The organism is Paenimyroides ummariense, from assembly GCF_900115115.1.
Lineage (GTDB): Bacteria > Bacteroidota > Bacteroidia > Flavobacteriales > Flavobacteriaceae > Flavobacterium > Flavobacterium ummariense.
On sequence record NZ_FOVI01000007.1, the window covers coordinates 79,662 to 102,442 of the forward strand.

The following is a 22,781-nucleotide window of genomic DNA, read 5'->3' on the forward strand; positions in this document are numbered from 1 at the left end:
ACGCACCTATTAATTTACCTTAATTATGAAGATAAGTATATTATACATATTAATTTGTTTTTGTGTTTTTTCTAACATTTCATTTTCTCAATCTAAAAAAGGAGATAAAATTTATATACTTTTTGATAATTATAAAGACAAACATGAAAAGGATGTTGTATTTAAGTCTTATCTAATTTGTGTAGATGACAAACACATTGATTTTGGTTATGGAACAGCAGAAAAAGTTGAAAAATTAAAACAACTAAAATATCCTATCACAAATCGTAAAAAGTTATCGGCAATCATAGCAAATGATTTTTTTGAAAATAATAAGATTGAGTTTTACGTAATAGAAAAAGTAGGTGATTATTATTATAAACGAAGAGTTGATTACCGTTTTAGAATGGAAGAACATGATGAAAGTTTTTGGCATCAAAAAGTAAAGTAAGCTAAATTCTAATTGAAACGTTGTTTCTAATAAATATATAACGCATCAACAATAATCATAATATAGTTTCAAGATGCATTAGAAATCTTTTTTGGGAGTTACCATTAAATTAAAAATTGTGATGAAAAAAATAATAATAGTTACTTTCTTGTTTTTTAGTGCTTTGGGATTTTCTCAAGAGAGTGAAATTTATAAATTGGTATTTAAAGATAAAAATAACTTTGATTATTTAAATTTTTTAGATGAAACAAATTTAGATAAATTGATAACTTTTAAGATTTATGATAAAACACATTGTTGGAATACAAACTATTTTAAAATAAGAGATATCAACATTAATGATACTAAAATTATAGATAGTATTAAGCATTATGATAGGCATCCTTATAACCACACTTATTTATTTAAAAAAAAGAGATTTAAAAAAACTATTTAATGATAAGGAACAAGAATACCTGTATCAGCAAGCAATTAATAACGGAGAAAAAAGATTTTTAAAATTTAATGATAATGTTTCTATTATTAGAACATTTCCTGAAACAGGGATTTATTTCACCATAAGTAGTATAATATACTCTTCAGATGGTCAATATGCATTTTTATATGTAGGTGTATTTCAAGATTTAGACTATTTTGGAAAAACATTTCTTATTTTCAAAAAAGACTCTAAAGGTTGGGATCAAATATATATTGAGAAAGACATTATCTTATAATCGTGAGGAAAAAACTAATAACAATCATTTTTCTATTTTTAACCGTTTTGGGATTTTCTCAAGAGAGTGAAATTTATAAATCTGTATTTGAGAACAAAGAAAACTTTAAATTTTTTGATTGGATGGATGAGGGTATAAAAGAAAAAATGATTTATTATGAGGTTTTGAACATAAATTTTCTTTTGCATTCAAAAACATTTAAGTATGAGCATAATATTTATTATTCAAAAGACTTAATAGATAGTTTAAAGATTTTAAGTAAAGGAGATTACCATTCTGAAACTCGTATTCTTAATGCTAAAAAAAACAGTGAACTATTTACGTTTCATGAACAAGATTATTTATATAATGACGCTTTAAAAGCAAAACCTCAAAAGGTCGTTATAAATAGTAATAAGGTAAAACTGCTAAATGAAATACCTTTAGATGATAGCTTTTATTTCCAAGTGTCTAACATCATTTATTCAGAAAGTAAGCAAAAAGCGTATTTAATGGTTAATGCTTATGGTAATGGTCATTTATACGGATATTCTTTTTTTATTTTTGCTCTCAAAAATGATAAATGGGAACAAATTTATGAGGATGTAAATATTGTTTTTTAATCTAATACAAAAGCTCTGAAATTTTTCAGGGCTTTTTTGTTTTCTTTAACTTTCTGCAAAGGGCATTGGCAAGTAAATTCCCGTATAAAATTGTATTTTTGTAAATCATTAAAAAAAGTACAACAATACATGTCAAGCGTTATACGTTTATTGCCCGATCACGTTGCCAACCAAATTGCCGCCGGCGAAGTGGTACAAAGACCCGCATCGGTAGTTAAAGAATTGCTCGAAAATGCCGTAGATGCAGGTGCAACTGCTATTAAACTGGTAATTAAAGACGCTGGTAAAACACTTATTCAGGTAATTGATGACGGTAAAGGAATGAACGAAATTGATGCGCGTATGTGTTTTGAACGTCACGCAACATCAAAAATTTCTATTGCCGAAGATTTATTTCAATTACAGACAAAAGGTTTTCGTGGCGAAGCATTGGCATCAATCGCCGCCATTGCGCATGTAGAACTAAAATCTAAAGAACATACTGCCGAATTAGGTACGCAGGTAATTATTGAAGGCAGTAAAATTACATCACAAGAAATTGTTGTGGCTCCAAGCGGAACATCATTTTCGGTTAAAAATCTGTTTTTTAATATCCCTGCCCGACGAAATTTTTTGAAGTCAGATCAAGTAGAACTACGTCATGTGATTGATGAGTTTGAGCGTGTGGCTTTGGCACATAACAATATTCAGTTTACGTTTATAAACAACGGCAGTGAAATGTTTAATTTGCCGGCATCTAATTTTCGTCAGCGTATTGTAAATGTTTTCGGCGGAAAAACCAATGAAAAATTAGTGCCCGTTCAAGAAACAACTGAGATTGTTGAGGTTCATGGTTTTGTTGCAAAGCCCGAATTTGCTAAAAAAAGCAGGGGAGAACAGTTCTTTTTTGTGAATGATCGATTTATAAAAAGTGGCTATTTGCATCACGCTGTAACCGCTGCTTTTGAAGGATTGTTGAAAGACGGCACACATCCAAGTTATTTTTTGTATTTAACATTGCCACCTAATAGTATCGATATAAATATCCACCCGACAAAAACCGAAATTAAGTTTGACGATGAACAGGCGTTGTACGCCATTTTACGCGCAACAATCAAGCATAGTTTGGGTCAGTTTAATGTTTCGCCGGTGTTGGATTTTCAGAAAGATGGGGATTTAGAAGTTCCTTATAGTTATGAAGGCACCAAATCTACCGAACCCACAGTTGAAGTTGATGCGTTTTTCAATCCGTTTGAAAGCATGAAATCGGGGAGCAGTTTGGCAGGACAAATGGGTTCTGGTTTTAATCCGTTCGAAAGCATCAAACCAAAAACATCGGTAAGTTCATTTCAAAGCAATGCATCATTTCAAGATCGTAAACACAAATCGGGCGGTTGGGAAACGTTGTACGAAGGTATTTCAGATGCAAAAGAAATCATTCTAACATCGGCAAATCATCAGTTTGATGAAGAAGTAATCACTGGATCTTTGTTCGATGATGATTCTTCGCAACCAACCAATCATCAGCAATCGTATCAGTTTCAAAAAAAATACATCATTAGTCCAATAAAATCGGGCATGATTATAATCGATCAGCGCAGGGCACATCAGCGAATTTTGTACGAACATTACATGCGTTCGTTCACGGTAAAGCAAAATGCAAGCCAGCAGTTATTATTTCCTTTGTCTTTGTATTACAGTGTTTACGAAATGGAGCTGCTTAAAAATTTACAGAATGAATTGGTTCAGATGGGATTTTTATTCGATGAAATTTCTAATGAAAAAATTGTAATTTTAGGTATTCCGGTGTCGATTACTGAAAGCGAGGTTTCTATTGTTTTAGAAGATCTTTTAAACGATATGCAAGACGATGCTCCTGCAGACGTTGATATTCTGCACGACAGAATTGCAAAATCGCTGGCACAGAGTTTGGCGGTAAAAACCGGCACATACTTAAGCGATAAAGAACAGGAAAATATTGTAAACAGTTTGTTTGGATGCGACGATCCGCAAACATCGCCCTTTGGCAAAACTACTTTTATCACCATGAAGGTAGAAGATATTGATAAAAAATTTATGTAATGAATCAGATTACTCCAGTAGTAAAACAAATATTAATTGTTAACGTAATAATATTTGTTGCGGCTAATTTTTTTATGCCAATTTTAAAAGACTACTTACCAATGTATTATTTTGAAAACCCAGGTTTTCAATTTTGGCAGCCTATTACCCGTATGTTTATTCACATTGATTTTACACATATTTTGTTTAATATGTTTGCATTGTATTCATTTGGATCGGTGTTAGAACAAATTTGGGGAGGCAAGAAGTTTATATTGTTCTATATTTTGTGTGGGCTGGGTGCTTGCTTGTTAGATTCTATTTTTAAATATTATTTTGTTCATGACGCTATGAATATTTTGAATTTGAATGGGTTTAAGAATTTAGAAATTTATGAATTACTTGATAAGGGTATGTTCGATCAAAGATGGAAAGAATATTTATCTGATAGTAAATTTTATTCATTTATGAGGTCTTATGCAGGAGTTTCTTTAGGAGCTTCAGGAGCTATTTACGGTTTATTGGTAGCGTTTGCCTTTATGTTTCCAAATGCAGGTTTGGCTTTACTTTTTATACCAATGCCTATTAAAGCAAAATACTTTGTACCGGGAATTCTGGTTTTAGATCTAATTTTAGGATTTTACGGCGCTGCTATTTTTGGGAAAGGTGGTGATGGCGTAGGTCATTTTGCACACATTGGCGGAGCGCTTGTCGGTTTCTTGTTGATGTGGTTTTGGAAGAAAAAACAGTTCGATCAATTCCGTTGGGATAAATAACATATTATGCAAAAGTTCGATATTAAAAACCTGTCCATAGAAATTAAACTTATTATTCTTTTAAGCGTAATAAGCCTTTTTGTTATGCTTATGAAGTTTGTTGATACAGGCTTTTACACAACAATTATCGAACAATTGGCATTGTTTAGCGACTTTAAAATATTTAATTTTCGTATTTGGCAGTTTGTAACATACAGTTTTTTGCATGGCGATATTATGCATTTAGTGTTTAATATGCTGATGCTGTATTTTTTTAGTCAGTTATTTTTTACTTTTTTTAATGAAAAACAATTTCTAAAAGCTTTTTTTCTAGGAGGGATATTTGCCGGTGTTTTTTATTTTGTTCTATCTAATATATTTGATATTAATAGCTATGTAGGTGGTGCTTCGGGTGCTGTAATGGCTGTTTTTTTTACCGTATTTGCTTACAGACCTAATATGCGTGTTAATGTTATTATTTTTCAAAATTTGCCAATTTATTACATTGCATTAATATTAATTCTGCTAATTATTTATCAGTTTTTTACAAGTAATTCAAATGGTAATTTAGCTCATTTAGGCGGAAGCATCTTTGGTTTTTGTTACGGCAAATGGTTAGGCGGATTTTCTGTGAGCAACCTTAAAAAAACAAAAGTAAAAACCAATTTGCGAACGGTTCATAATAAAATCAATCAACCCAAAAATAATTCGGCAGATAATAGCGTTCAAAAACAAATAGATGTTATCTTAGACAAAATTAGCAAATCGGGATACGACAGTTTAACAAAAGAAGAAAAAGAGTTTTTGTTTAAGCAGAAATAAACTTATGAAACAGTTAAAATGGTTTAATAAAATAGCCTATATTTTAAACATAATGTTGGTTGTGCTAACATTGTTGGGCTATTTATTGCCTTCTATGGCGCCTAAACTGTTTCCGTTTTTGTCGGTTCTTACCTTAATTTTGCCTACACTTTTAATGCTAAATCTGGTGTTTGTAGTGTATTGGGCAATTCAACTTAAAAGACAGGTTTTTTTATCGATCATTGTTTTTTTGATCGGATACACGTTTTTTACAAAATTCTACAAGTTTACATCGAAAAACGAAGAGGTAGTAGAATCAGACTTTACTGTTTTAAGTTATAATGTTCGATTATTCAATTTATTTAATTGGATGCCAAACGAAAATGTTGCAGAAAACATCAAGCGTTTTATTGAAGAACAGAATCCGGATATCATCTGTTTTCAGGAATATTCCAAATCGGCAGATTATGAGTTAGACGATTATAAGTTCCGACACATTATTATGCACGGAAAAAAAATCAAAACTGGTCAGGCTATTTTTTCTAAATTTAGAATTATTGATGAAGGAGAAATCGCTTTGCCAAATTCCGATAACAATGTTGTCTATGCCGATATCGTTAAAAATAAGGATACCATTCGCGTTTACAGTATTCATTTACAGTCGGTAAATATTAGTCCGGATATTAATGAGATCGATGAAAGTAAATCGAAACGTATTTTTAACCGATTAAGCGAGGCGTTTAAAGTTCAGCAATTACAGTCGGAATTGATTCAGGCACACATGGAAGATTTTAAAGGACATAAAATTATCTGTGGCGATATGAACAATACGGCGTTTTCGTACGTTTATAAAAACATTATTGGCGATATGAACGATGCGTTTGTTGAAGCCGGCAAAGGTTTCGGAAAAACCTATAACTACAAATATTACCCTGCCCGCATTGATTATATTTTGGTTGATGAGGTGTTTGATGTAAAAGAATTTAAAACTTATAAAGATTTTAAAAATTCTGATCATTTCCCCATTATGGCACGATTAAATATGAAAGATAAAAAAAAGGATAACTAAAATGCTATCCTTTTTTATTGAATTATTTTTTTAAGTAAGTGAATACTTCTATACCTTCAGGTAATGGATCTCCATCTTCACTAATTAATTTTATTTTTAAATCGCTTGCAGTTACAGAAACTACTTCTACAACCATAGTGTAACCATCTTCTTCATCAACTAAAGTAACTTGTTTTGAAGCTGCATTATAAGCCCACGTTCCAATATAATTATCTTGTGCGCAATCAGCTTCTTCATCATGATAAACTTCGTCTTTTACTCCACCAGTTTTCAATTCATAAAAATCATAATTGCAATCACCTGGTTTTAAGTCTTGTTCCAAAACTAAATTACCATTTTGATAAAATTCTCCTTTAACCAAATTCCATTTTCCAACTAAAGGGTCTTGAACAATTGGAGTTTGATCTTGTGGTTTGTCGTCATCACCACAACTAACTAACGATAAAGACAATAATGCTGAGAAAAATACTAATTTTTTCATAAGTAAATATTATTAAATTTTCAGCAAAGATAGTTTTATAAATGAATAAAAAAAATATTTCATCGATTATACTATAATTTACTGATTTCTAAATCAATATCATTCATAAAAATTTCATCAAATTGTTTAATATAAGCTTCATTCATTTTATTAGTTACTGTGAATATTAATCCGAATATTAATAAGATTGGTAAAAGTGAATCGAAAAACGAATTTTAGACAGATTAGCAAAAGCATTTAAATGATGAGCAGTAAATTAAAATTAATTAATATATCGAAGTTTTCAGGAATCTTTTCACCATTTTATTCGGAAAGTCTTAAAGTTATTCATCCTCAGAAATTCTAGTTAAGTAAAAGCACTTAAAAGTAATTTCTTTTCATTATTTGTATTTTAGTTGTACCTAGATATATAACGAAATTTAATTTTTTTAAACTAAATAACTTTTTTATTTAGTTTGTTTTTCTAAATATAAGTAAACTTCTGTCCCATTTGGAGTTGGTTTGCCGAGGTAAGAAATAATTTTTAACTTTGAATCAGTTTTGGTTAAAGATTTAACTTCTGCAATAGTTGTGCCGTCTTCAGTGTTATTATCATACAATGTAATTTGTTTGCTTATAGGATTGTATGACCATGTTCCAGAATAGATGATTAGAGAACAGTTCTGTAGGTCGTGATAAACATCATCTTTAATTCCATCAGTTTTAAGATCGTAATAATGATAATCACAACTAAATGGTTTTAAATCTTCTTCCAAAACTAAATTACCATTTTGATAATTTTCTCTTTTAACCATATTCCACTTACCTAATAAAAGTGTTTCGGTTTTATCTTGAGAGCCAGATTGATCTCCAGCTGGTCTATCATCAACAATACAACTAACTAAAGTTAAAGAAAGTAAAGCAGAAAGAGCTACTAATTTTTTCATAAGTAAATATTATTAAATTTTCAGCAAAGATAGTTTTATAAATAAATAAAAAAAGTAATTCATTATTTATACTATAATTTACTGATTTCTAAATCAATATCATTCATAAAAATTTCATCGAAACGTTCAATATAAGGTTCTATCATTTTATCGTCTTGTAGATATAATTCTTTAGCCTTTAAAAAATGTTGTTTTGCTTTTTTGTTATCATTTTTCAAAACATAAATCTGTCCGGCATAAAAGTTCAATTCGGCTTTTACACTATAGGGCATACTTAATTGTTCTTGTAAATAAAAAAGCGATTTGTCTAAATCGTTCAATTTAAAATAACTGCGCGCCAAATAGAAATTAGCTAGAAAATCATCTTTTGGATTCACACCTTGCTCTTTAAGAATAGTAAATAAGTAATCAAAAGTTTCAATTGCTTTTTTATACTCTCCAAGTTGATAGTAAGCCTGTGCCTTTAAAAGCAAACACGATTCACCATGGCAGCCTTTATACGGAATTTTACTAATTTCTATAACTTTATCAACATCTTTAATGGTGCTTTCGTAATCGCGGTAATAGTACAACATACTCCATGCTTTATATTCTAAGGCTCGTGTTTTACCATTAGCCGTATCTATTGCTACGGCTTTGTTAAGCATTTCCATAGCCTTTATGTGCTCGCCAGCTTTTTTGTAAGAATACGATGCTCGCTCCATATATTCCACATGATCAGGAACCGCCAGCAAAGCACTGTCTTTATAGATTCGATGCATCTGGGAAGTTTGATAAACCGTTTGCGATAAATCATGGTATTTATCAGCCAGCTTAATACGATCTTCTTTTGAAAGATGTTCAAACGGATTCGATTCTTGCGAATACGAAGAATGGCAAAATCCTATAAAAATTAAAATATTGTATAAAACGAATTTCTTTAAGGCCATACTTCGGTTATTTTTCCATTAGTAACTTTAAACATAAAAAAACGATGTGTATCTGTTTGAATTTTTTCAGGAAGATTCCATTCGGTGATTTTGCTTATTTCCTGTATTAAATACTTGATTAATTCTGGATTGTACGATGCGGACTTATATTCGGTATCCATTTGTTCTAAACCAAATCTTCCCACTTTTCCTTCGCAGTTTATGGCAAAATGTATGGTTATAAATCCGTTTCCTTTTGTTGTAGGAGCATCTTTAATTAATCGTTCTAATAGAGCATTGTTGCCATGTATATATTTAATGTCAGGTTCATAGTTATAATATTCATACGGGCGATGATCCCAACACACTTTAAAACTTGATGTATTGTTTTCTGGATTTTTATTAGAATTTAATGTGTAAACATCAACAATCTTCTTTGTTTCGGCATAATGAACAAAAGAGAATTTGTCTTTTTGAAGATTTGTTAACTGATACAAACGATTGTTAAGGCTTAATTCCCCATCATAAAAACTAAAAAAGACTTTATTATCCGAAGCAAATACTTCAAGATTTGAGTTTTCTCTTTCGGTATAAAGAATTTTATTGTTTAAACTATAAGTATATGTAATTTCTACATTTGATGAATCTAAAAAATAAATTTCGCGCTGTATTTTTAAATCACGATTAGGAATCATTGCTACCTTATCTAATTCAGCTGTATATCTTTTGCCTTTAATTTCTCTTACTTGATCAATGGTAAATTCAGCATTTTCTACTTTAAAATAATGATAATCTTGATTGTATTCATCTGAAGTATAGTAAAGTGCTATTTTGTTATCAGTTACAATCAATTTTGTTTTTATACCCAATGTATCCTTTTCAAAATTATGTGATGGCAATGCACTGTATCGACTTTCATCATTTGACAAAAAATAGAGTGAATCGTTTTTCTTTTTTATAAATCCTAAGTATGGTGTATTGAAATCTTCATTTCGATAACCCGCAACATACAAATCATTTTCGGTTTTGGTTTGTGCCTGGCAAAAAGTAGCCGAAATAAGAGAAACAAATAGTATGAGAGTTTTTATCATTTTAATCGAATAAGTGTTTTAACGAAAATAGGAAGTAAATTTTTATAAAAAATCTTTTTAACAAATTTATAAGTGTTTTGCACAGAAACAAAAAGGAGATTTCAATCTGAAATCTCCTCTTCTATTTTATTAAAATTTGTTTTTTTAGATAATCAACTGCGTGTCTGCCTTCGTTAAAAAGCAAATCTAAAATGCTTAAATTATTTAAAAAACCGTGTTTGTCGTTAAAAACCTGAATATAACTATCAAAAACGTTTTCGTCTTTTTTACCGTTAGCCAGATATCTGAAATCGGTTTGAGAAGGTTCTTTAAAATATTCGTCGGTTTTTGTGTACGGAATTTTAATTCCCAAACAATCGGTCACAATTTCATGGATTTCTAAATTCAGATCCATTAAAAAAGAATGCTTCTTTTCAAAAATCGGACGAATATCATCTTCAAAAAACTCGAAATAAGGCGATGTTCTGTAACCTGCTTCCAATGATTTAAAGTGTTGTTTCTGCCAATTAAAATCGTTTTCAATCTTAATATCGCGGTATTTTTGGTGTACATCTTCTTTACTGTGCTTCACTGGTATGTTTAGCAACTGCAAACCGTTTGCACTATAAATATACATACGGTTGCGGTTTGTTTGTTTCTGGAAATTATCATCTGCCTCGAAAACAACGGTATCAGCCTGAAGCATAGCTACAAAATGACTGACCGATGGAAAATAGGTGGGATGTATTAAAATACTCATTAATAATTATATTTTTTTGACTTGCGTTTTTTAACGAAGCTATAAATTCCCCAGCCAGCTAAAAGAACTACGAAATAAATAAAGAACGAATGTGGTTTGCCTGTACCGTGAACGGTTGTAAACAAACGCTCCCAACGAATTTTATCGAACAATTTACTCATTGGCACGTTAGGATCCATACTCATCCAGATGAAAACAGGTTTTCCTACAATATGATCTGCAGGAACAAAACCCCAATAACGGCTGTCTTCTGAATTATGACGGTTGTCTCCCATCATATAGTAATAATCTTGCTGAATAGTATAGGTTGTTGCAGGTTGATCGTTTATAAAAATTGATCCGTTTTTAACTTCTAACTTATTATGTTCGTAATCGGTAATAATGGCTTTGTAAAAAGGTAACGTTTCGGTTGTTAATTGAATCACTTCGCCTTTTGCAGGAATATGGATCGGACCTAAATTGTCTCGAGTCCAAGGTTTTGTATGTGGGAAAATAGCTAATTTATCATTGATGTTTAGTTCTGATCCGTATCGAGTATCTTTTTCGATTTTTGTAATAGAAGATAATGTTTTAAAATCATTATATGCTTCGTTAGTCATGGATAGCATAAAATAATTTGGGTTTTGTGGACTTTGACCTCCGTCAGTAATGTTATGTTTTTTAATTAAACTCAATAACCCTGAATTATCTCCATTCGTAAGAACATTATACGAATACTGAATCTTTGCACGATCTCCTAAATCTAATACTTTGTTGTTGATATAAACCACACCGTCTTTAATCTCTAAATTATCGCCAGGTAAACCAACGGTTCTTTTAACGTAGTTCGATTTTTTATCCAAAGGTTTATCGGCTCTTCTTCCCGAGCGATCAAAAAACATATATACGGTATCAATTGGCCAGTTAAAAACCATGATGTCGTTGTGTTCCGGTTTTTCAAAACCAGGAAAGCGCATTTCTGGTATTTGCGGAAATTTACTGTACGATTTTACTTTTGCCAACGGAATGGTATCGTGCACCATTGGGAAAGCTATTGCAGTTTGCGGAACGCGTGCGCCATAGTTTACTTTACTTACAAACAAGAAATCGCCTACCAATAAGGTTTTCTCTAATGAGGATGTTGGTATAGTAAACGGCTGAATAAAAAACGTATGTATAATGGTTGCAACAACAACTGCAAATAATATTGAACTTACGGTTTCGCCAGCTTCGGTTTTTGGTTTTATGCTACGGTTTTGTATATATGTAACATTCTCAAAATAGTTCACATAATATACGTAAAAGCCTAAAGTTACAACGCCTAAAATGGTATCAACAGTTGAATTTTTTCCGAAACTGCGTAAGGTTTCAACCCATACAACCGGAAACATGATTAAGTTTACAATAGGAATAAACAATAGAATAACCCACCATTTTGGTCGGTTAATAATCTGCATTAAAACAACTGCGTTATAAACAGGTACTGCTGCTTCCCATGCTTTTCTGCCTGCTTTTACATATAATTTCCATGTGCCTAAAAAGTGAATCACTTGTACTGCAAGGAAAAATAAAAACCATTGTGTAAATGTCATAACCTAAATATTTTTTAACGAAAGTAATTTTTTTTGACTAATTAACCTAAATTCAAAACATCTTTCATAGTAAAGATGCCTTTTTTGCCTAAAATCCATTCGGCTGCAATTACAGCACCCAAAGCAAAACCTTGTCGAGAAAATGCGGTATGCTTTATTTCTATTTCATCAACAGTTGATTTATAAAAAACGCTGTGTGTACCCGGAACATCTTCAATACGCTTTGCATCGATATAAATCTCGTTATCGTTTGCGTTATCCATTGTCCATTGCTTGTAATCTGTTTCTGCAATGATTCCTTGTGCTAACGAAATGGCTGTTCCGCTTGGCGCGTCTAATTTTTGAGTATGATGAATTTCTTCCATCGATACATTATACTCTTTAATATTCGACATTAATTTCGCCAGATACGAATTCAGTTCAAAAAATAAATTGACACCTACGCTAAAGTTCGATCCATATAAAAAAGCTCCGTTCTTTTCCTGGCATAAAGCCGTCATATCGTTGTAATGTTCTAACCAACCTGTTGTACCCGAAACTACCGGAATGTTATGGTTAAAACACGTACTGATATTTTCTGTTGCAGCTGTTGGAATACTGAAATCAATGGCCACATCGGCATGTTCCAATCCACTGTAATCGTTTTCTTCTGTTTTTCTTAAAACTATTTCGTGACCACGTTCCAAGGCAATTTTTTCAATTTCTTTGCCCATTCTTCCGTAGCCTAATAATGCTATTTTCATAATTAAAATCTGTAACTTACGTTAACGTTAAAGTGGTGTTGGTTGATTTGCGGATTGTATTCTAAATTTGGTTTAAAAGAAAGATCTTCATCTACATTAAACTGCTGTAAATGTGCATCTACATTGGCATCAACAATATTTAAAATATAAAGACCAATAGTAATAAATAACGATAAATCGCGGTTTCGTTGTGCATTTCGCTGCACGGTAACCAACTGATCTTGTGTGTATGATCCTACTTTTGGATTGTCTGTTCGCTCAATACCTCGCAAGCGCAATTTGTATTCGTCGCGGGCACGAGTGTAGGCTCTCTGGTTATCGATGTAAAAATAAAGGCTGGTTCCCATTCCTCCATAAACCAACGGAATTTTCCAGTAACTTTTGTTGTAATACTGCCCTAAACCCGGTACAATTGCCGAATAAAAGGCTGCTTTAGCCGGAGCCAAAGGATTTAATGCCTGTGCGGTTAATTTGGGCATTTCGGGTTGAACCATTTTTAAGGTATCGTTTTGTGCCCAAATAGTTCCAAAAAACAAGCAGCAAGCAATTATATAGAACTTAGAAAACACTATTTGTTTAAAAGTTTAATGATTCGTTCTAAATCTTCTGCCGAATGAAAAGGTACATTGATTGCACCTTTACCGTTTGCTGCAATTTTTACATCGACTTTAGCACCAAAAAAATCGGTAAATATTTTTCTTTGCGAATCGGAAATCGTGTACGAGATTTTTTTCTTTTTAGGAATACTGTTTGAATTATTCAGCAAACCTTCCTGATACGCTTTTACCAAAGCTTCGGTTTCGCGAACCGATAAATTTTCTTTGATGATTTTATGGTAGATATCTGTCTGTGCTTCGTGATCTTCGATATTAATGATTGCTCTACCGTGTCCCATAGAGATAAATCCGTCGCGGATACCGCTTTGAATGATAGGATCTAAACGCAACAAACGTAAATAATTGGTAATAGTCGATCTTTTTTTACCAACGCGATCGCTCATTTGCTCTTGTGTTAGCTGAATTTCATCGATCAATCGTTGGTATGACATCGCAATTTCGATAGGATCTAAATCATGGCGCTGAATATTTTCAACCAAAGCCATAACCAATGAATCATTATCGTTTGCAATACGAATATATGCCGGAATGGTTTGTAAACCAGCCAGTTTTGATGCACGTAAACGACGCTCACCCGAAATTAATTCGTACTTATTAAAATCAATCTTACGAACCGTAATAGGCTGTATAACACCTAATTCTTTAATAGAAGTTGCTAGTTCTTTTAAGGTTTCTTCGTTAAAATTTGTTCTGGGCTGAAAAGGGTTTACCTTGATAAAATCTAATTCTAACTCAATAATATTTCCAACAACTTTATCAGCATTTGTATCTTCTATCGACTTAATATCGTTAGTAGGATCTTTTAACAGCGCCGATAAACCACGCCCCATTGCTTGTCTTTTTACTGCTTTTGCCATTTTTAGTTGCTGCTATTTTTTTTGATAATTTCCTGTGCCAAACTTAAATAATTACTTGCGCCTTTACTTGCAGCATCGTAATTAATAATACTTTCACCGAAAGACGGTGCTTCGCTTAATTTTACGTTACGCTGAATAACGGTTTCAAAAACCATATCGTTAAAATGTTTCTGAACTTCGTCAACCACTTGGTTTGATAAACGTAAACGAGAATCGTACATCGTTAAAAGCAATCCTTCGATATCTAAATTCGGGTTATGGATTTTCTGAACACTTTTAATGGTATTCAATAATTTCCCTAATCCTTCCAAAGCAAAATATTCGCATTGAATAGGTATCACAACAGAATCTGCAGCTGTTAAAGCGTTCAATGTTAGCAAACCTAACGATGGAGCACAGTCAATAATAATATAATCGTATTGTTCTTTAATCGAAGCCAATGCCTGTTTCAGCATATACTCGCGATTTTCTTTATCTACTAATTCAATTTCTATAGCAACCAAATCAATATGCGCCGGAATTAAATCAACATTCGGAGCAGTACATTCCAACGCAGCATCTTCTGGTGCTACGGTATGTTCTAAAATTTGATAAGTTCCTGCTTCAACCGATTCAACATCAATACCTAAACCAGATGTGGCATTTGCTTGCGGATCGGCATCAATCAATAACACTTTCTTTTCTAAAGCACCTAACGATGCCGCTAAATTAACAGAAGTGGTGGTTTTTCCCACACCACCTTTTTGATTCGCTATAGCAATGATTTTACCCATTTTTTCTTTACAAAAATTTGAAGTGTAAAAATACAATTAATTATCTTAACTAAAAATGCTTATTTTATTTTATCATTTCTTTTAGAAACTATTTTTGTTAAGCTTTTTGTATATGCTTTAAATTCAATTTATCATAACACACTAAATAGTTTAAGTTTGCGTTAAATTAACATTAATACGTTGCGGTTGCTTTTTTAAACAACGGTTTCGTACGTTATCTTTGCATCCTTAAAAAATAAAAATGGACTTTAAAAGATTGATTTTTATTGTGTTATTTGTTAGTGGAATAGGCTGTTATTCGCAAACAGATTCATTGATTGTTGAACGAAATACTTTTGAAATAGATGATTTATCGAAAGATACTTTAGCGGAAACAGAAGTTTTTACCGATTCGCTATACACTATACCCAAGAAAACACCGGATATTGTACGAATTACCGATGCTTTTTTATACACACTTTCATCGCCGGTTCGTTGGCATAAAAATGACTTGCTGACTTTTGGAGCTACTTTGGGCGGAACGGCATTGTTATCGCTTGCAGATAAACCCATGAACGAATTTATGTTTAGAGATCAGGGAAAATTTGTCAATAAATTAGGTGAGTTTGGATATAGAAATGGAAAACCTTACGCTGCAGTTATTGTTGCTGGTGGATTTTATGCAACCGGTTGGATTATTAATGACGAATGGACAAAGGAAACGGCAGCGATACTGACAGCTGCTTACGCAACATCGGGTGTTTTGCAAACGGCTATGAAAAAAATTGTAGGTAGGGCACGACCAACCGAGGGTTTAGGAAATTACGAATTTAGACCTTTTAGAAACGATCCGGGTTTTAGTTCTTTTCCATCTGGGCATTCGCAAATAGCTTTTGTAACAGCGTTTGTTTTGGCTGAGAGGGTAGAGCAACCTTGGTTAAAAGGACTTTTTTACACAGGTGCTGCGGTAACTATGGCAAGCAGAATGTACGCAAACGCGCATTGGGTAAGCGATGTGGCTTTTGGTGGTGTTCTGGCTTATTTTTGTACTAAAACAGTTATGAAACGTTTTGAACAAACCAAATACGAAAACCCTTGGGAAAAATACCAAAAGAAAAACATCACATGGAATTTTTCTTTTACAGGTAACGGCGTTGGTTTAATAGGGACTTTTTAAAAGAATGTTTTTTGGTGTAGTTTGTCATTCCGTAGAAATCTTTTTTTATAATTTAAAAGTTTAAAATAAGCTAAGTATTGTTAACAATTAATAGTTATTAAAAGATAGCTTTAATTCAATATTTCAGCAAATTTGTATTGTCCAAGATTTTTATTTCCAATTCCGAAGTGTAAAATCTATTTCGTTTAATCTTTTCAATTCTATTAATCCTGTATACACGAAACCTGAACCAATAAGTTCTCTTCCTTGATTAATTAAGTATTCCATATTAGAATCTGCTTTGTTAGTTGCTGCAATGAAGAAGTTTAATCCGTTCATGCTTAGATGGTAATATCCAAATTCTTCTAAAGTTTTAAGTACATTATCATTAAAGGAAAGTTCAAAAGGAGCTTCTAAATCTCCCATTAATCTGATGCCGTTATTACTTTTTAAATAATATAACGGTAATTCCCCATTATCAAATCTTACGAACTCTCTTATTCTTTCAAATTTATTATCAAGTCCAAGCTGAGTGGTTCTATGATATTCTTGAAGAAAAATGTTATATATACCTCTTTTAAATTTTCTTGTTAGTTCGTTTGCATATGGTGCATTTCTAATATAGTCGACATTAATTTTCAATGTCTTACTTGTGTGATAATAACTGAAGAATTGAGATCTAAAATTTTTCCATGAATTCGAATCCTTTTTATTAATTAGAAGAAATTTGTGTACATTAAAAAATTCTTTCAATACTTTATCAATAGCAAAAGTAACTTTACTTAATTTGTCATCACTGCCAAAATAGTTATTACATGAATCACAAATATCAAATCCAATATTGTTAGGGTTTAAAGTCTTAGGAATTGTATGTGGTTTTGTATAGAACTCTACTTCTGGCTTTACTTTTAAACACCAAATACATTTCCCTTTTTTTACATACTCAGCTTTAGTCATAGTCCTTAAAAGTTGATTTGAATTTTCTCATTATTTACTTCCTTTTGCTTTAATCATTTGTTCCAGCATATCCCATAATTCTTTCGGGATATTTTCCAACATATTAAATTCGCCGGCACCTTGCAGCCACTCACCACCATCGATAGTAACAACTTCACCGTTGATGTATTGAGAAAAATCGGAAACCAGATAAGCAGCTAAATTCGCTAATTCCTGATGATCGCCTACACGTCGTAACGGAACTTGTTTGGTAATATCAAACTGATCTTTTAATTCGCCTGGAAGCAATCTGTCCCAAGCACCTTTTGTCGGGAAAGGTCCCGGAGCAATGGCATTCATGCGTATTCCGTATTTTGCCCATTCAACTGCTAAACTGCGTGTCATTGCCAGCACACCGGCTTTTGCCGTTGCACTTGGCACCACATAACCAGATCCTGTCCAGGCATACGTTGTAACAATATTTAAAACGGTTTTGTTCTTTTCGCCTCTGTCAATCCAATGTTTTCCTAAAGCAAGCGTACAATTTTTGCTGCCTTTTAAAACAATATCTATAATGGTATCAAACGCATTTGCCGATAAACGTTCGGTAGGAGAGATGAAGTTACCAGCCGCATTGTTCAGTAAAACGTCAACTTTACCAAACGCCAATAAAACTTGTTGTAGCATACTTTCTACCTGATCGTAATGACGAACATCACAAGCAATTGGTAAACATGCTCCGCCGGTTTGTTGTTCTAATTCGGTTGCTGTATTTTGTAGTTTTTCAATATCGCGAGATGTAATGGCAACTTTTGCACCTAACTCTAAAAAATAGGTGGTCATGGCTTTACCTAAACCGCTGCCACCGCCAGTTACAATAATAACTTTATCGTTTAACGCATTGTCGCGTAACATTTTCTGAGAAAAATCCATACTTTATTATTTGGTTGATAGGTAAATATACAAAAAAGTATGCGTGCATATAAGTTTTTTTTACAGCAGATTTAATTTTTTGCCACAGATGCATATACAGGAATAGGATTTCCCTATTTTTTGTTTTTCTATTCTTATCTTGTTCTGTAAAGAAAAGATTTTATTTAGTAAAAGAAGAATATCCATTTACAAAGAGATATTAAGTTTTTATTTAAAAATAGAACATCTAACTACTATTATTATAAAAAGTATAGACGTAATTATAAAAGTTATATTGATAGCTTAAGAAATACTTATCCAAATGATACTTTATTTTTAGCTGAAATCGTAAACACGGCTGATTGTGAGTGTCCGCCAGATGAGCTTATTATAAATGTTAATGATAAATATTATTATAAACGAGATGAAACTTTTTTAAAAAACCTACATTTTAAGCAAATTCATGAATCTCATGAAAGAAATCAACTATTTAAACTAAAGCAAATTATTAAAAATGATGCTAATTGGATAGAAAATTTCAAAGATTATGACATTTGTAAAGGTTGTTCGGGTATTACTGATGAAACTTTTACTTTAATTTTACCTAAAAATAAAATACTAACGAAAAGAGTAAGGCAGTTAGCAACAAAAGAAGAAATTGAAGAAGAGTTAAGATGGAATTTTTAACAAGACAGCATCATAAAAACAGAAAAGTATCCATAACCTTAAAACAATAAACAACCCCTCACTTTAAATGCAAGGGGTTATATTTAATTACAACACATCTTTAATAATGCTTTCCACAATTTCTGGATTTAGCAACGTACTTGTATCGCCTAAATTTGAAAAATCTTTATTGGCAATTTTTCTTAAAATTCTACGCATAATTTTTCCCGAACGTGTTTTAGGTAAACCTTCAACAAACTGAATTTTATCCAGTTTGGCAATTGGTCCAATTTTATCGGAAATCTGTTGGTTAATTTCTTTTCGTAAATTATCCTGGTTGCGATCTTCACCGGTTTCTTTCAACATAACAAAACCATAAAGCGCGTTTCCTTTAATATTGTGTTCAAAACCAACAATAGCCGATTCTGCCACCGCAGGATGTTCGTTAATAGCATCTTCAATTGGCGCTGTGGTTAAGTTGTGTCCCGATACAATAATTACATCATCAACCCTGCCTGTGATTCGGTAATAACCCACTTCATCTCTAAAAGCACCATCGCCCGTAAAATATTTTCCTTTAAAAGTAGAGAAATAGGTTTCTTTGTATCGTTCGTGATTGCCCCAAATAGTTCGGGCAATTCCAGGCCACGGAAACTTAATACACAACCTGCCTTCTACCTGATTTCCTTTTAATTCCTCGCCTTGATCGTCCATTAAAGCAGGCTGAATACCAATAAATGGCAACGTTGCATAGGTTGGTTTGGTTGGCGTTACAAACGGAATTGGAGAAATTAAAATTCCACCGGTTTCTGTTTGCCACCAGGTATCAACAATTGGGCTGTGTTTTTTACCGATATTATCGTTATACCAGTGCCATGCTTCTTCATTAATTGGTTCACCAACAGACCCTAAAACTTTTAACGACGACAAATCATATTTTTCTACATATTCTAAACTTTCTTTTGCTAATGAACGAATAGCAGTTGGCGCCGTGTAAAAAATTGAAACTTTATGCTTTTCAATAGTTTCCCAAAAACGACCAAAATTAGGGTAGCTCGGCACACCTTCAAACAAAACAGTGGTTGCGCCATTTGCCAACGGACCGTAAACAATGTAACTGTGACCCGTAATCCACCCTATATCGGCAGTACACCAATACACATCGTTTTCTCTGTACTGAAAAATATTTTTAAAAGTATATGCCACATAAACCATGTAACCTGCCGATGTATGCACCATTCCTTTTGGTTTTCCGGTTGAACCTGAGGTATATAGAATGAACAACGGATCTTCGGCATCCATAATTTCAATCGGGCAATCTGCATCGGCTGCATCTAATAAAGATTGAATCCATAAATCCCGTCCTTCCTGCATTTCCACCTGACCATCGACACGTTGTACCACCAAGATTTTTTCTACCGATGGACAATTTTTCACGCCTTCATCGACAATTTCTTTAAGATTGATGGTTTTTGAGCCGCGATACGATTTATCGGAAGTAATTACAACTTTACAAGACGAGTCGGAAATACGAGCTTCTAATGCCGATGATGAAAACCCTGCAAACACCACAGAATGTATCGCACCAATACGTGCACAAGCCAGCAAAGAAACGGCCAATTCTGGAATCATAGGTAAATAAATACAAACGCGATCGCCTTTTTTTACACCTTGCTGCTTTAAAACATTTGCCATTTTACAAACACGGTGATACAATTCTTGATACGTTATGTGTTGTGCAGGTTCGTTAGGATTGTTAGGTTCAAACAAAATTGCCGTTTTGTTGGCACGTGTTCTTAAATGACGATCTACACAGTTTTCTGCAACATTCAGTTTTGCTCCTTCAAACCATTTTACTTCGGGCGTTTCAAAATTCCAACTTAAAATATTGTTCCATTTTTTATGCCATACAAAGTGCTCTTCTGCCAATTCTTCCCAAAAACCTTCAGGGTTATTAATTGATTTTCTATAGATATGAAAGTATTCTTCGAAATGTTTAATGTGATAATTACTCATGATTAAATTTTTTGATGTTTATTAATTAGATTTTATGTTGTTTATATACGTGTAAAATTTCGCTTATGATTTCAGGATCATCGATTGTTGATGGTATGGTGTACTTTTTTTTATCTGCCATATCGCGCAATAATTTTCGCAATATTTTGCCTGAACGTGTTTTTGGTAAACGATCTACAACAATTACTCGTTTTAAAGTAGCAATAGCACCTATACTTGATCTTATTTTGGTGATTATTTCTTGTTCTATAACCGATTCTGCAATATCGTTACCTGCTTTTGTGACTATTAATGCTAATGGAGTTTGCCCTTTAATTTCGTCGTGAATTCCAAAAACAGCACATTCTGTTACTGTGTTGTGCGATGAAATTACTTCTTCCATTTCGGCGGTTGATAATCGGTGACCGGCTACGTTAATTACATCATCAACCCTACCGGTTATATAAATGTATGCATCGGCATCTTTAAAACCACCGTCGCCCGTAAAATAAAAACCATCTATTTGTTCTAAATATCCCGAGAAAAAGCGTTCTTCGTTATTCCAAATTCCCATTAGTGTTCCTGGTGGTAAGGGTAATTTTACTACTACAAATCCTTCTTTATTATCAGGAAGTTGATTTCCTTCTTCATCGACAATTTGAATATTAAAACCACAAACAGGTTTCGCAACCGATCCGTATTTAATATTGGCATCATCAACCTTAGTCATGATCGATGCCATTGGCCAGCCCGATTCTGTTTGCCACCAATGATCAATTACTGGTCGGTTTATTTTTTGATTAAGCCATGCTACCGTAGCAGTATCGCTTCGTTCGCCCGCTAAAAAGAAATAATTTAAGCACGAGACATCGTATCCGCTCATTAATTTGGCTTCGGGATCTTCTTTACGAATAGCGCGAATTGCCGTTGGTGCAGCAAAAACCGATTTTACGTTATGTTCGCTGATAATTCGCCAAAAAGCAGAAGCATCGGGTGTTTTAATTGGTTTTCCTTCAAAAAGAACTGATGTATTTCGGTTAAGCAACGGACCATACACAATAAAGCTGTGCCCAACAACCCAACCAACATCGCTTGCTGCCCAAAAAACTTCGCCCGGTTTTACATTGTAGATATATTCCATGCTGAATTTTAACGCAGTTGCATAACCGCCGGTATCGCGCACAATACCTTTAGGTTTGCCCGTAGTACCCGAAGTGTGCAACACATACAACGGATGATTCGCTTCTACAATAACCGGTTCTGCTTCGCTTGATGCAGCTACTAACGATTTATAATCGATATCGTATTCTTTATCTGGAACAATTGCTCCTAAAAGTCGTTTAAATAAAATTACATGTTCCGGTTTGTGTTCGGCAATTTCTATTGCCTGATCTACAAAAGGTTTGTAAGGTAAAATACGATCTACTTCTACACCGCTTGATGCTGTTAAAATAACCTTTGGCTTGCAATCATTAATACGAACAGCCAATTCGTTAGGTGCAAAACCACCAAAAACTACCGTGTGTGTTACGCCTAAACGTGCACAAGCCAACATTGAAAAAACTGCCTGCGGAATCATTGGCATGTAAATTAAAACAGTATCGCCTTTTTGTACGCCTAACTTTTTCAATCCGCCGGCTAAACGCGCAACTTCAGAATACAACTCATTAAAAGTAATGTTGCGTTTTCTGTTGGTAACAGGCGAATCGTAAATTACGGCAATTTCTTCGCCATAACCTTCTTCAATATGCTTGTCGATACACAGATAACTCATATTTAATTTACCGTCTGCAAACCATTGCGGATAATTATTGTGGTGAGACAAAATTGTTTCGGGAAATTTTTTCCAAGCAATTTTTTGTGTTTGTGCTTTCCAAAAGTCTGCTGGATTTTCGATACTTCTTTTGTAAAAATCGTGATATACTTCCATACAAATACAGTAAAAAAGTTATTATTAAAACGATAAAAATTAAGATAAGAAGTTCTTGCACTAAGAATTTAGCACGTGAAAGAAGTTTTTA

The 22,781-nt window shown here is 33.0% G+C and carries 23 protein-coding genes; 9 read left to right on the forward strand and 14 right to left on the reverse strand.

Going from position 1 to position 22,781, the window contains the following annotated elements; translation table 11 throughout:
• The first annotated feature begins 25 nt into the window (after window positions 1–25).
• The 8 genes from BM253_RS07020 to BM253_RS07055 all read left to right on the forward strand — a co-directional run bounded on the left by BM253_RS07020 (window position 26) and on the right by BM253_RS07055 (window position 6,410).
• Window positions 26–430, forward strand: a complete 405-nt coding sequence (locus BM253_RS07020) for a hypothetical protein (protein WP_091521364.1) — start codon at window positions 26–28, stop codon at window positions 428–430.
• Window positions 431–551: 121 nt separating this feature from the next.
• Entirely contained in the window at window positions 552–866 is a 315-nt protein-coding gene (locus BM253_RS07025; protein ID WP_091521368.1) for a hypothetical protein, read from the forward strand.
• Window positions 802–1,143, forward strand: a complete 342-nt coding sequence (locus tag BM253_RS07030; protein ID WP_091521370.1) for a hypothetical protein — start codon at window positions 802–804, stop codon at window positions 1,141–1,143. The genes BM253_RS07025 and BM253_RS07030 overlap by 65 nt, the downstream gene beginning before the upstream one ends.
• Window positions 1,144–1,145: 2 nt before the next feature.
• Window positions 1,146–1,745, forward strand: coding sequence for a hypothetical protein (locus BM253_RS07035; RefSeq protein WP_091521373.1), 600 nt, complete (start codon window positions 1,146–1,148; stop codon window positions 1,743–1,745).
• A gap of 129 nt (window positions 1,746–1,874) precedes the next feature.
• Entirely contained in the window at window positions 1,875–3,806 is a 1,932-nt protein-coding gene (gene mutL / locus BM253_RS07040; protein ID WP_091521376.1) for a DNA mismatch repair endonuclease MutL, read from the forward strand.
• A complete protein-coding gene (locus BM253_RS07045; protein ID WP_091521379.1) occupies window positions 3,806–4,561 on the forward strand; it encodes a rhomboid family intramembrane serine protease in 756 nt (251 codons plus the stop codon). Before mutL ends, BM253_RS07045 begins: the two co-directional genes overlap by 1 nt.
• A gap of 6 nt (window positions 4,562–4,567) precedes the next feature.
• On the forward strand, window positions 4,568–5,362 hold the full coding sequence (locus tag BM253_RS07050; protein ID WP_091521383.1) for a rhomboid family intramembrane serine protease: 795 nt from the start codon (window positions 4,568–4,570) through the stop codon (window positions 5,360–5,362).
• Window positions 5,363–5,366: 4 nt separating this feature from the next.
• Complete coding sequence (locus tag BM253_RS07055) at window positions 5,367–6,410, forward strand: endonuclease/exonuclease/phosphatase family protein (RefSeq protein WP_091521385.1); 1,044 nt, start codon at window positions 5,367–5,369, stop codon at window positions 6,408–6,410.
• A 22-nt stretch (window positions 6,411–6,432) separates the two neighbouring features.
• Here BM253_RS07055 and BM253_RS07060 read toward each other — a convergent pair whose 3' ends face one another.
• From BM253_RS07060 to BM253_RS07105, 10 genes are all read right to left on the reverse strand, one after another.
• The gene (locus BM253_RS07060) at window positions 6,433–6,891 is read right to left on the reverse strand and encodes a lipocalin family protein (protein WP_091521388.1); all 459 of its coding nucleotides are present in this window, start codon (window positions 6,889–6,891) and stop codon (window positions 6,433–6,435) included.
• Window positions 6,892–7,337: 446 nt separating this feature from the next.
• Window positions 7,338–7,817, reverse strand: a complete 480-nt coding sequence (locus BM253_RS07065) for a lipocalin family protein (protein WP_091521390.1) — start codon at window positions 7,815–7,817, stop codon at window positions 7,338–7,340.
• A 71-nt stretch (window positions 7,818–7,888) separates the two neighbouring features.
• Complete coding sequence (locus BM253_RS07070; RefSeq protein ID WP_091521393.1) at window positions 7,889–8,746, reverse strand: tetratricopeptide repeat protein; 858 nt, start codon at window positions 8,744–8,746, stop codon at window positions 7,889–7,891.
• Complete coding sequence (locus tag BM253_RS07075; protein ID WP_091521397.1) at window positions 8,737–9,816, reverse strand: hypothetical protein; 1,080 nt, start codon at window positions 9,814–9,816, stop codon at window positions 8,737–8,739. Before BM253_RS07075 ends, BM253_RS07070 begins: the two co-directional genes overlap by 10 nt.
• 121 nt (window positions 9,817–9,937) lie before the next feature.
• Entirely contained in the window at window positions 9,938–10,555 is a 618-nt protein-coding gene (locus BM253_RS07080; protein WP_091521400.1) for a WbqC family protein, read from the reverse strand.
• Window positions 10,555–12,126: a signal peptidase I gene (lepB, locus tag BM253_RS07085; protein ID WP_091521402.1), complete on the reverse strand. Its 1,572-nt coding sequence runs from the start codon at window positions 12,124–12,126 to the stop codon at window positions 10,555–10,557. The genes BM253_RS07080 and lepB overlap by 1 nt, the downstream gene beginning before the upstream one ends.
• Before the next feature lie 41 nt (window positions 12,127–12,167).
• The gene (dapB, locus tag BM253_RS07090; protein ID WP_091521405.1) at window positions 12,168–12,869 is read right to left on the reverse strand and encodes a 4-hydroxy-tetrahydrodipicolinate reductase; all 702 of its coding nucleotides are present in this window, start codon (window positions 12,867–12,869) and stop codon (window positions 12,168–12,170) included.
• A 2-nt stretch (window positions 12,870–12,871) separates the two neighbouring features.
• Window positions 12,872–13,363, reverse strand: a complete 492-nt coding sequence (locus BM253_RS07095) for a DUF5683 domain-containing protein (RefSeq protein WP_245758466.1) — start codon at window positions 13,361–13,363, stop codon at window positions 12,872–12,874.
• Between the two features lie 74 nt (window positions 13,364–13,437).
• Complete coding sequence (locus tag BM253_RS07100; protein WP_091521412.1) at window positions 13,438–14,343, reverse strand: ParB/RepB/Spo0J family partition protein; 906 nt, start codon at window positions 14,341–14,343, stop codon at window positions 13,438–13,440.
• Window positions 14,344–14,345: 2 nt separating this feature from the next.
• On the reverse strand, window positions 14,346–15,116 hold the full coding sequence (locus BM253_RS07105; protein ID WP_091521415.1) for a ParA family protein: 771 nt from the start codon (window positions 15,114–15,116) through the stop codon (window positions 14,346–14,348).
• 241 nt (window positions 15,117–15,357) lie between these two features.
• Between BM253_RS07105 and BM253_RS07110 the strand changes: the two genes are divergently transcribed.
• Window positions 15,358–16,272: a phosphatase PAP2 family protein gene (locus tag BM253_RS07110; protein WP_091521418.1), complete on the forward strand. Its 915-nt coding sequence runs from the start codon at window positions 15,358–15,360 to the stop codon at window positions 16,270–16,272.
• 150 nt (window positions 16,273–16,422) lie between these two features.
• Here BM253_RS07110 and BM253_RS07115 read toward each other — a convergent pair whose 3' ends face one another.
• From BM253_RS07115 to BM253_RS07130, 4 genes are all read right to left on the reverse strand, one after another.
• Entirely contained in the window at window positions 16,423–17,208 is a 786-nt protein-coding gene (locus BM253_RS07115) for a hypothetical protein (protein WP_091521421.1), read from the reverse strand.
• Window positions 17,209–17,238: 30 nt separating this feature from the next.
• Entirely contained in the window at window positions 17,239–18,120 is an 882-nt protein-coding gene (locus tag BM253_RS07120; protein ID WP_177205745.1) for an SDR family oxidoreductase, read from the reverse strand.
• 753 nt (window positions 18,121–18,873) lie between these two features.
• On the reverse strand, window positions 18,874–20,781 hold the full coding sequence (gene acs, locus BM253_RS07125) for an acetate--CoA ligase (RefSeq protein ID WP_091521424.1): 1,908 nt from the start codon (window positions 20,779–20,781) through the stop codon (window positions 18,874–18,876).
• 25 nt (window positions 20,782–20,806) lie between these two features.
• Window positions 20,807–22,690 (reverse strand): AMP-binding protein, encoded by a 1,884-nt coding sequence (locus BM253_RS07130; RefSeq protein ID WP_091521428.1) that lies wholly within the window; start codon window positions 22,688–22,690, stop codon window positions 20,807–20,809.
• Between the last annotated feature and the right edge of the window lie 91 nt (window positions 22,691–22,781).

Coding starts and splice junctions, on each gene's coding strand:
- lepB (WP_091521402.1), bottom strand. CDS start 12,126: ATGACATTTACACAATGGTTTTTATTTTTCCTTGCAGTACAAGTGATT.
- dapB (WP_091521405.1), bottom strand. CDS start 12,869: ATGAAAATAGCATTATTAGGCTACGGAAGAATGGGCAAAGAAATTGAA.
- BM253_RS07050 (WP_091521383.1), top strand. CDS start 4,568: ATGCAAAAGTTCGATATTAAAAACCTGTCCATAGAAATTAAACTTATT.
- BM253_RS07130 (WP_091521428.1), bottom strand. CDS start 22,690: ATGGAAGTATATCACGATTTTTACAAAAGAAGTATCGAAAATCCAGCA.
- BM253_RS07065 (WP_091521390.1), bottom strand. CDS start 7,817: ATGAAAAAATTAGTAGCTCTTTCTGCTTTACTTTCTTTAACTTTAGTT.
- BM253_RS07080 (WP_091521400.1), bottom strand. CDS start 10,555: ATGAGTATTTTAATACATCCCACCTATTTTCCATCGGTCAGTCATTTT.
- BM253_RS07110 (WP_091521418.1), top strand. CDS start 15,358: ATGGACTTTAAAAGATTGATTTTTATTGTGTTATTTGTTAGTGGAATA.
- BM253_RS07025 (WP_091521368.1), top strand. CDS start 552: ATGAAAAAAATAATAATAGTTACTTTCTTGTTTTTTAGTGCTTTGGGA.
- BM253_RS07055 (WP_091521385.1), top strand. CDS start 5,367: ATGAAACAGTTAAAATGGTTTAATAAAATAGCCTATATTTTAAACATA.
- BM253_RS07115 (WP_091521421.1), bottom strand. CDS start 17,208: ATGACTAAAGCTGAGTATGTAAAAAAAGGGAAATGTATTTGGTGTTTA.
- BM253_RS07030 (WP_091521370.1), top strand. CDS start 802: ATGATAGGCATCCTTATAACCACACTTATTTATTTAAAAAAAAGAGAT.
- BM253_RS07105 (WP_091521415.1), bottom strand. CDS start 15,116: ATGGGTAAAATCATTGCTATAGCGAATCAAAAAGGTGGTGTGGGAAAA.
- acs (WP_091521424.1), bottom strand. CDS start 20,781: ATGAGTAATTATCACATTAAACATTTCGAAGAATACTTTCATATCTAT.
- mutL (WP_091521376.1), top strand. CDS start 1,875: ATGTCAAGCGTTATACGTTTATTGCCCGATCACGTTGCCAACCAAATT.
- BM253_RS07045 (WP_091521379.1), top strand. CDS start 3,806: ATGAATCAGATTACTCCAGTAGTAAAACAAATATTAATTGTTAACGTA.
- BM253_RS07070 (WP_091521393.1), bottom strand. CDS start 8,746: ATGGCCTTAAAGAAATTCGTTTTATACAATATTTTAATTTTTATAGGA.
- BM253_RS07095 (WP_245758466.1), bottom strand. CDS start 13,363: ATGGTTCAACCCGAAATGCCCAAATTAACCGCACAGGCATTAAATCCT.
- BM253_RS07060 (WP_091521388.1), bottom strand. CDS start 6,891: ATGAAAAAATTAGTATTTTTCTCAGCATTATTGTCTTTATCGTTAGTT.
- BM253_RS07100 (WP_091521412.1), bottom strand. CDS start 14,343: ATGGCAAAAGCAGTAAAAAGACAAGCAATGGGGCGTGGTTTATCGGCG.
- BM253_RS07020 (WP_091521364.1), top strand. CDS start 26: ATGAAGATAAGTATATTATACATATTAATTTGTTTTTGTGTTTTTTCT.
- BM253_RS07075 (WP_091521397.1), bottom strand. CDS start 9,816: ATGATAAAAACTCTCATACTATTTGTTTCTCTTATTTCGGCTACTTTT.
- BM253_RS07120 (WP_177205745.1), bottom strand. CDS start 18,120: ATGGATTTTTCTCAGAAAATGTTACGCGACAATGCGTTAAACGATAAA.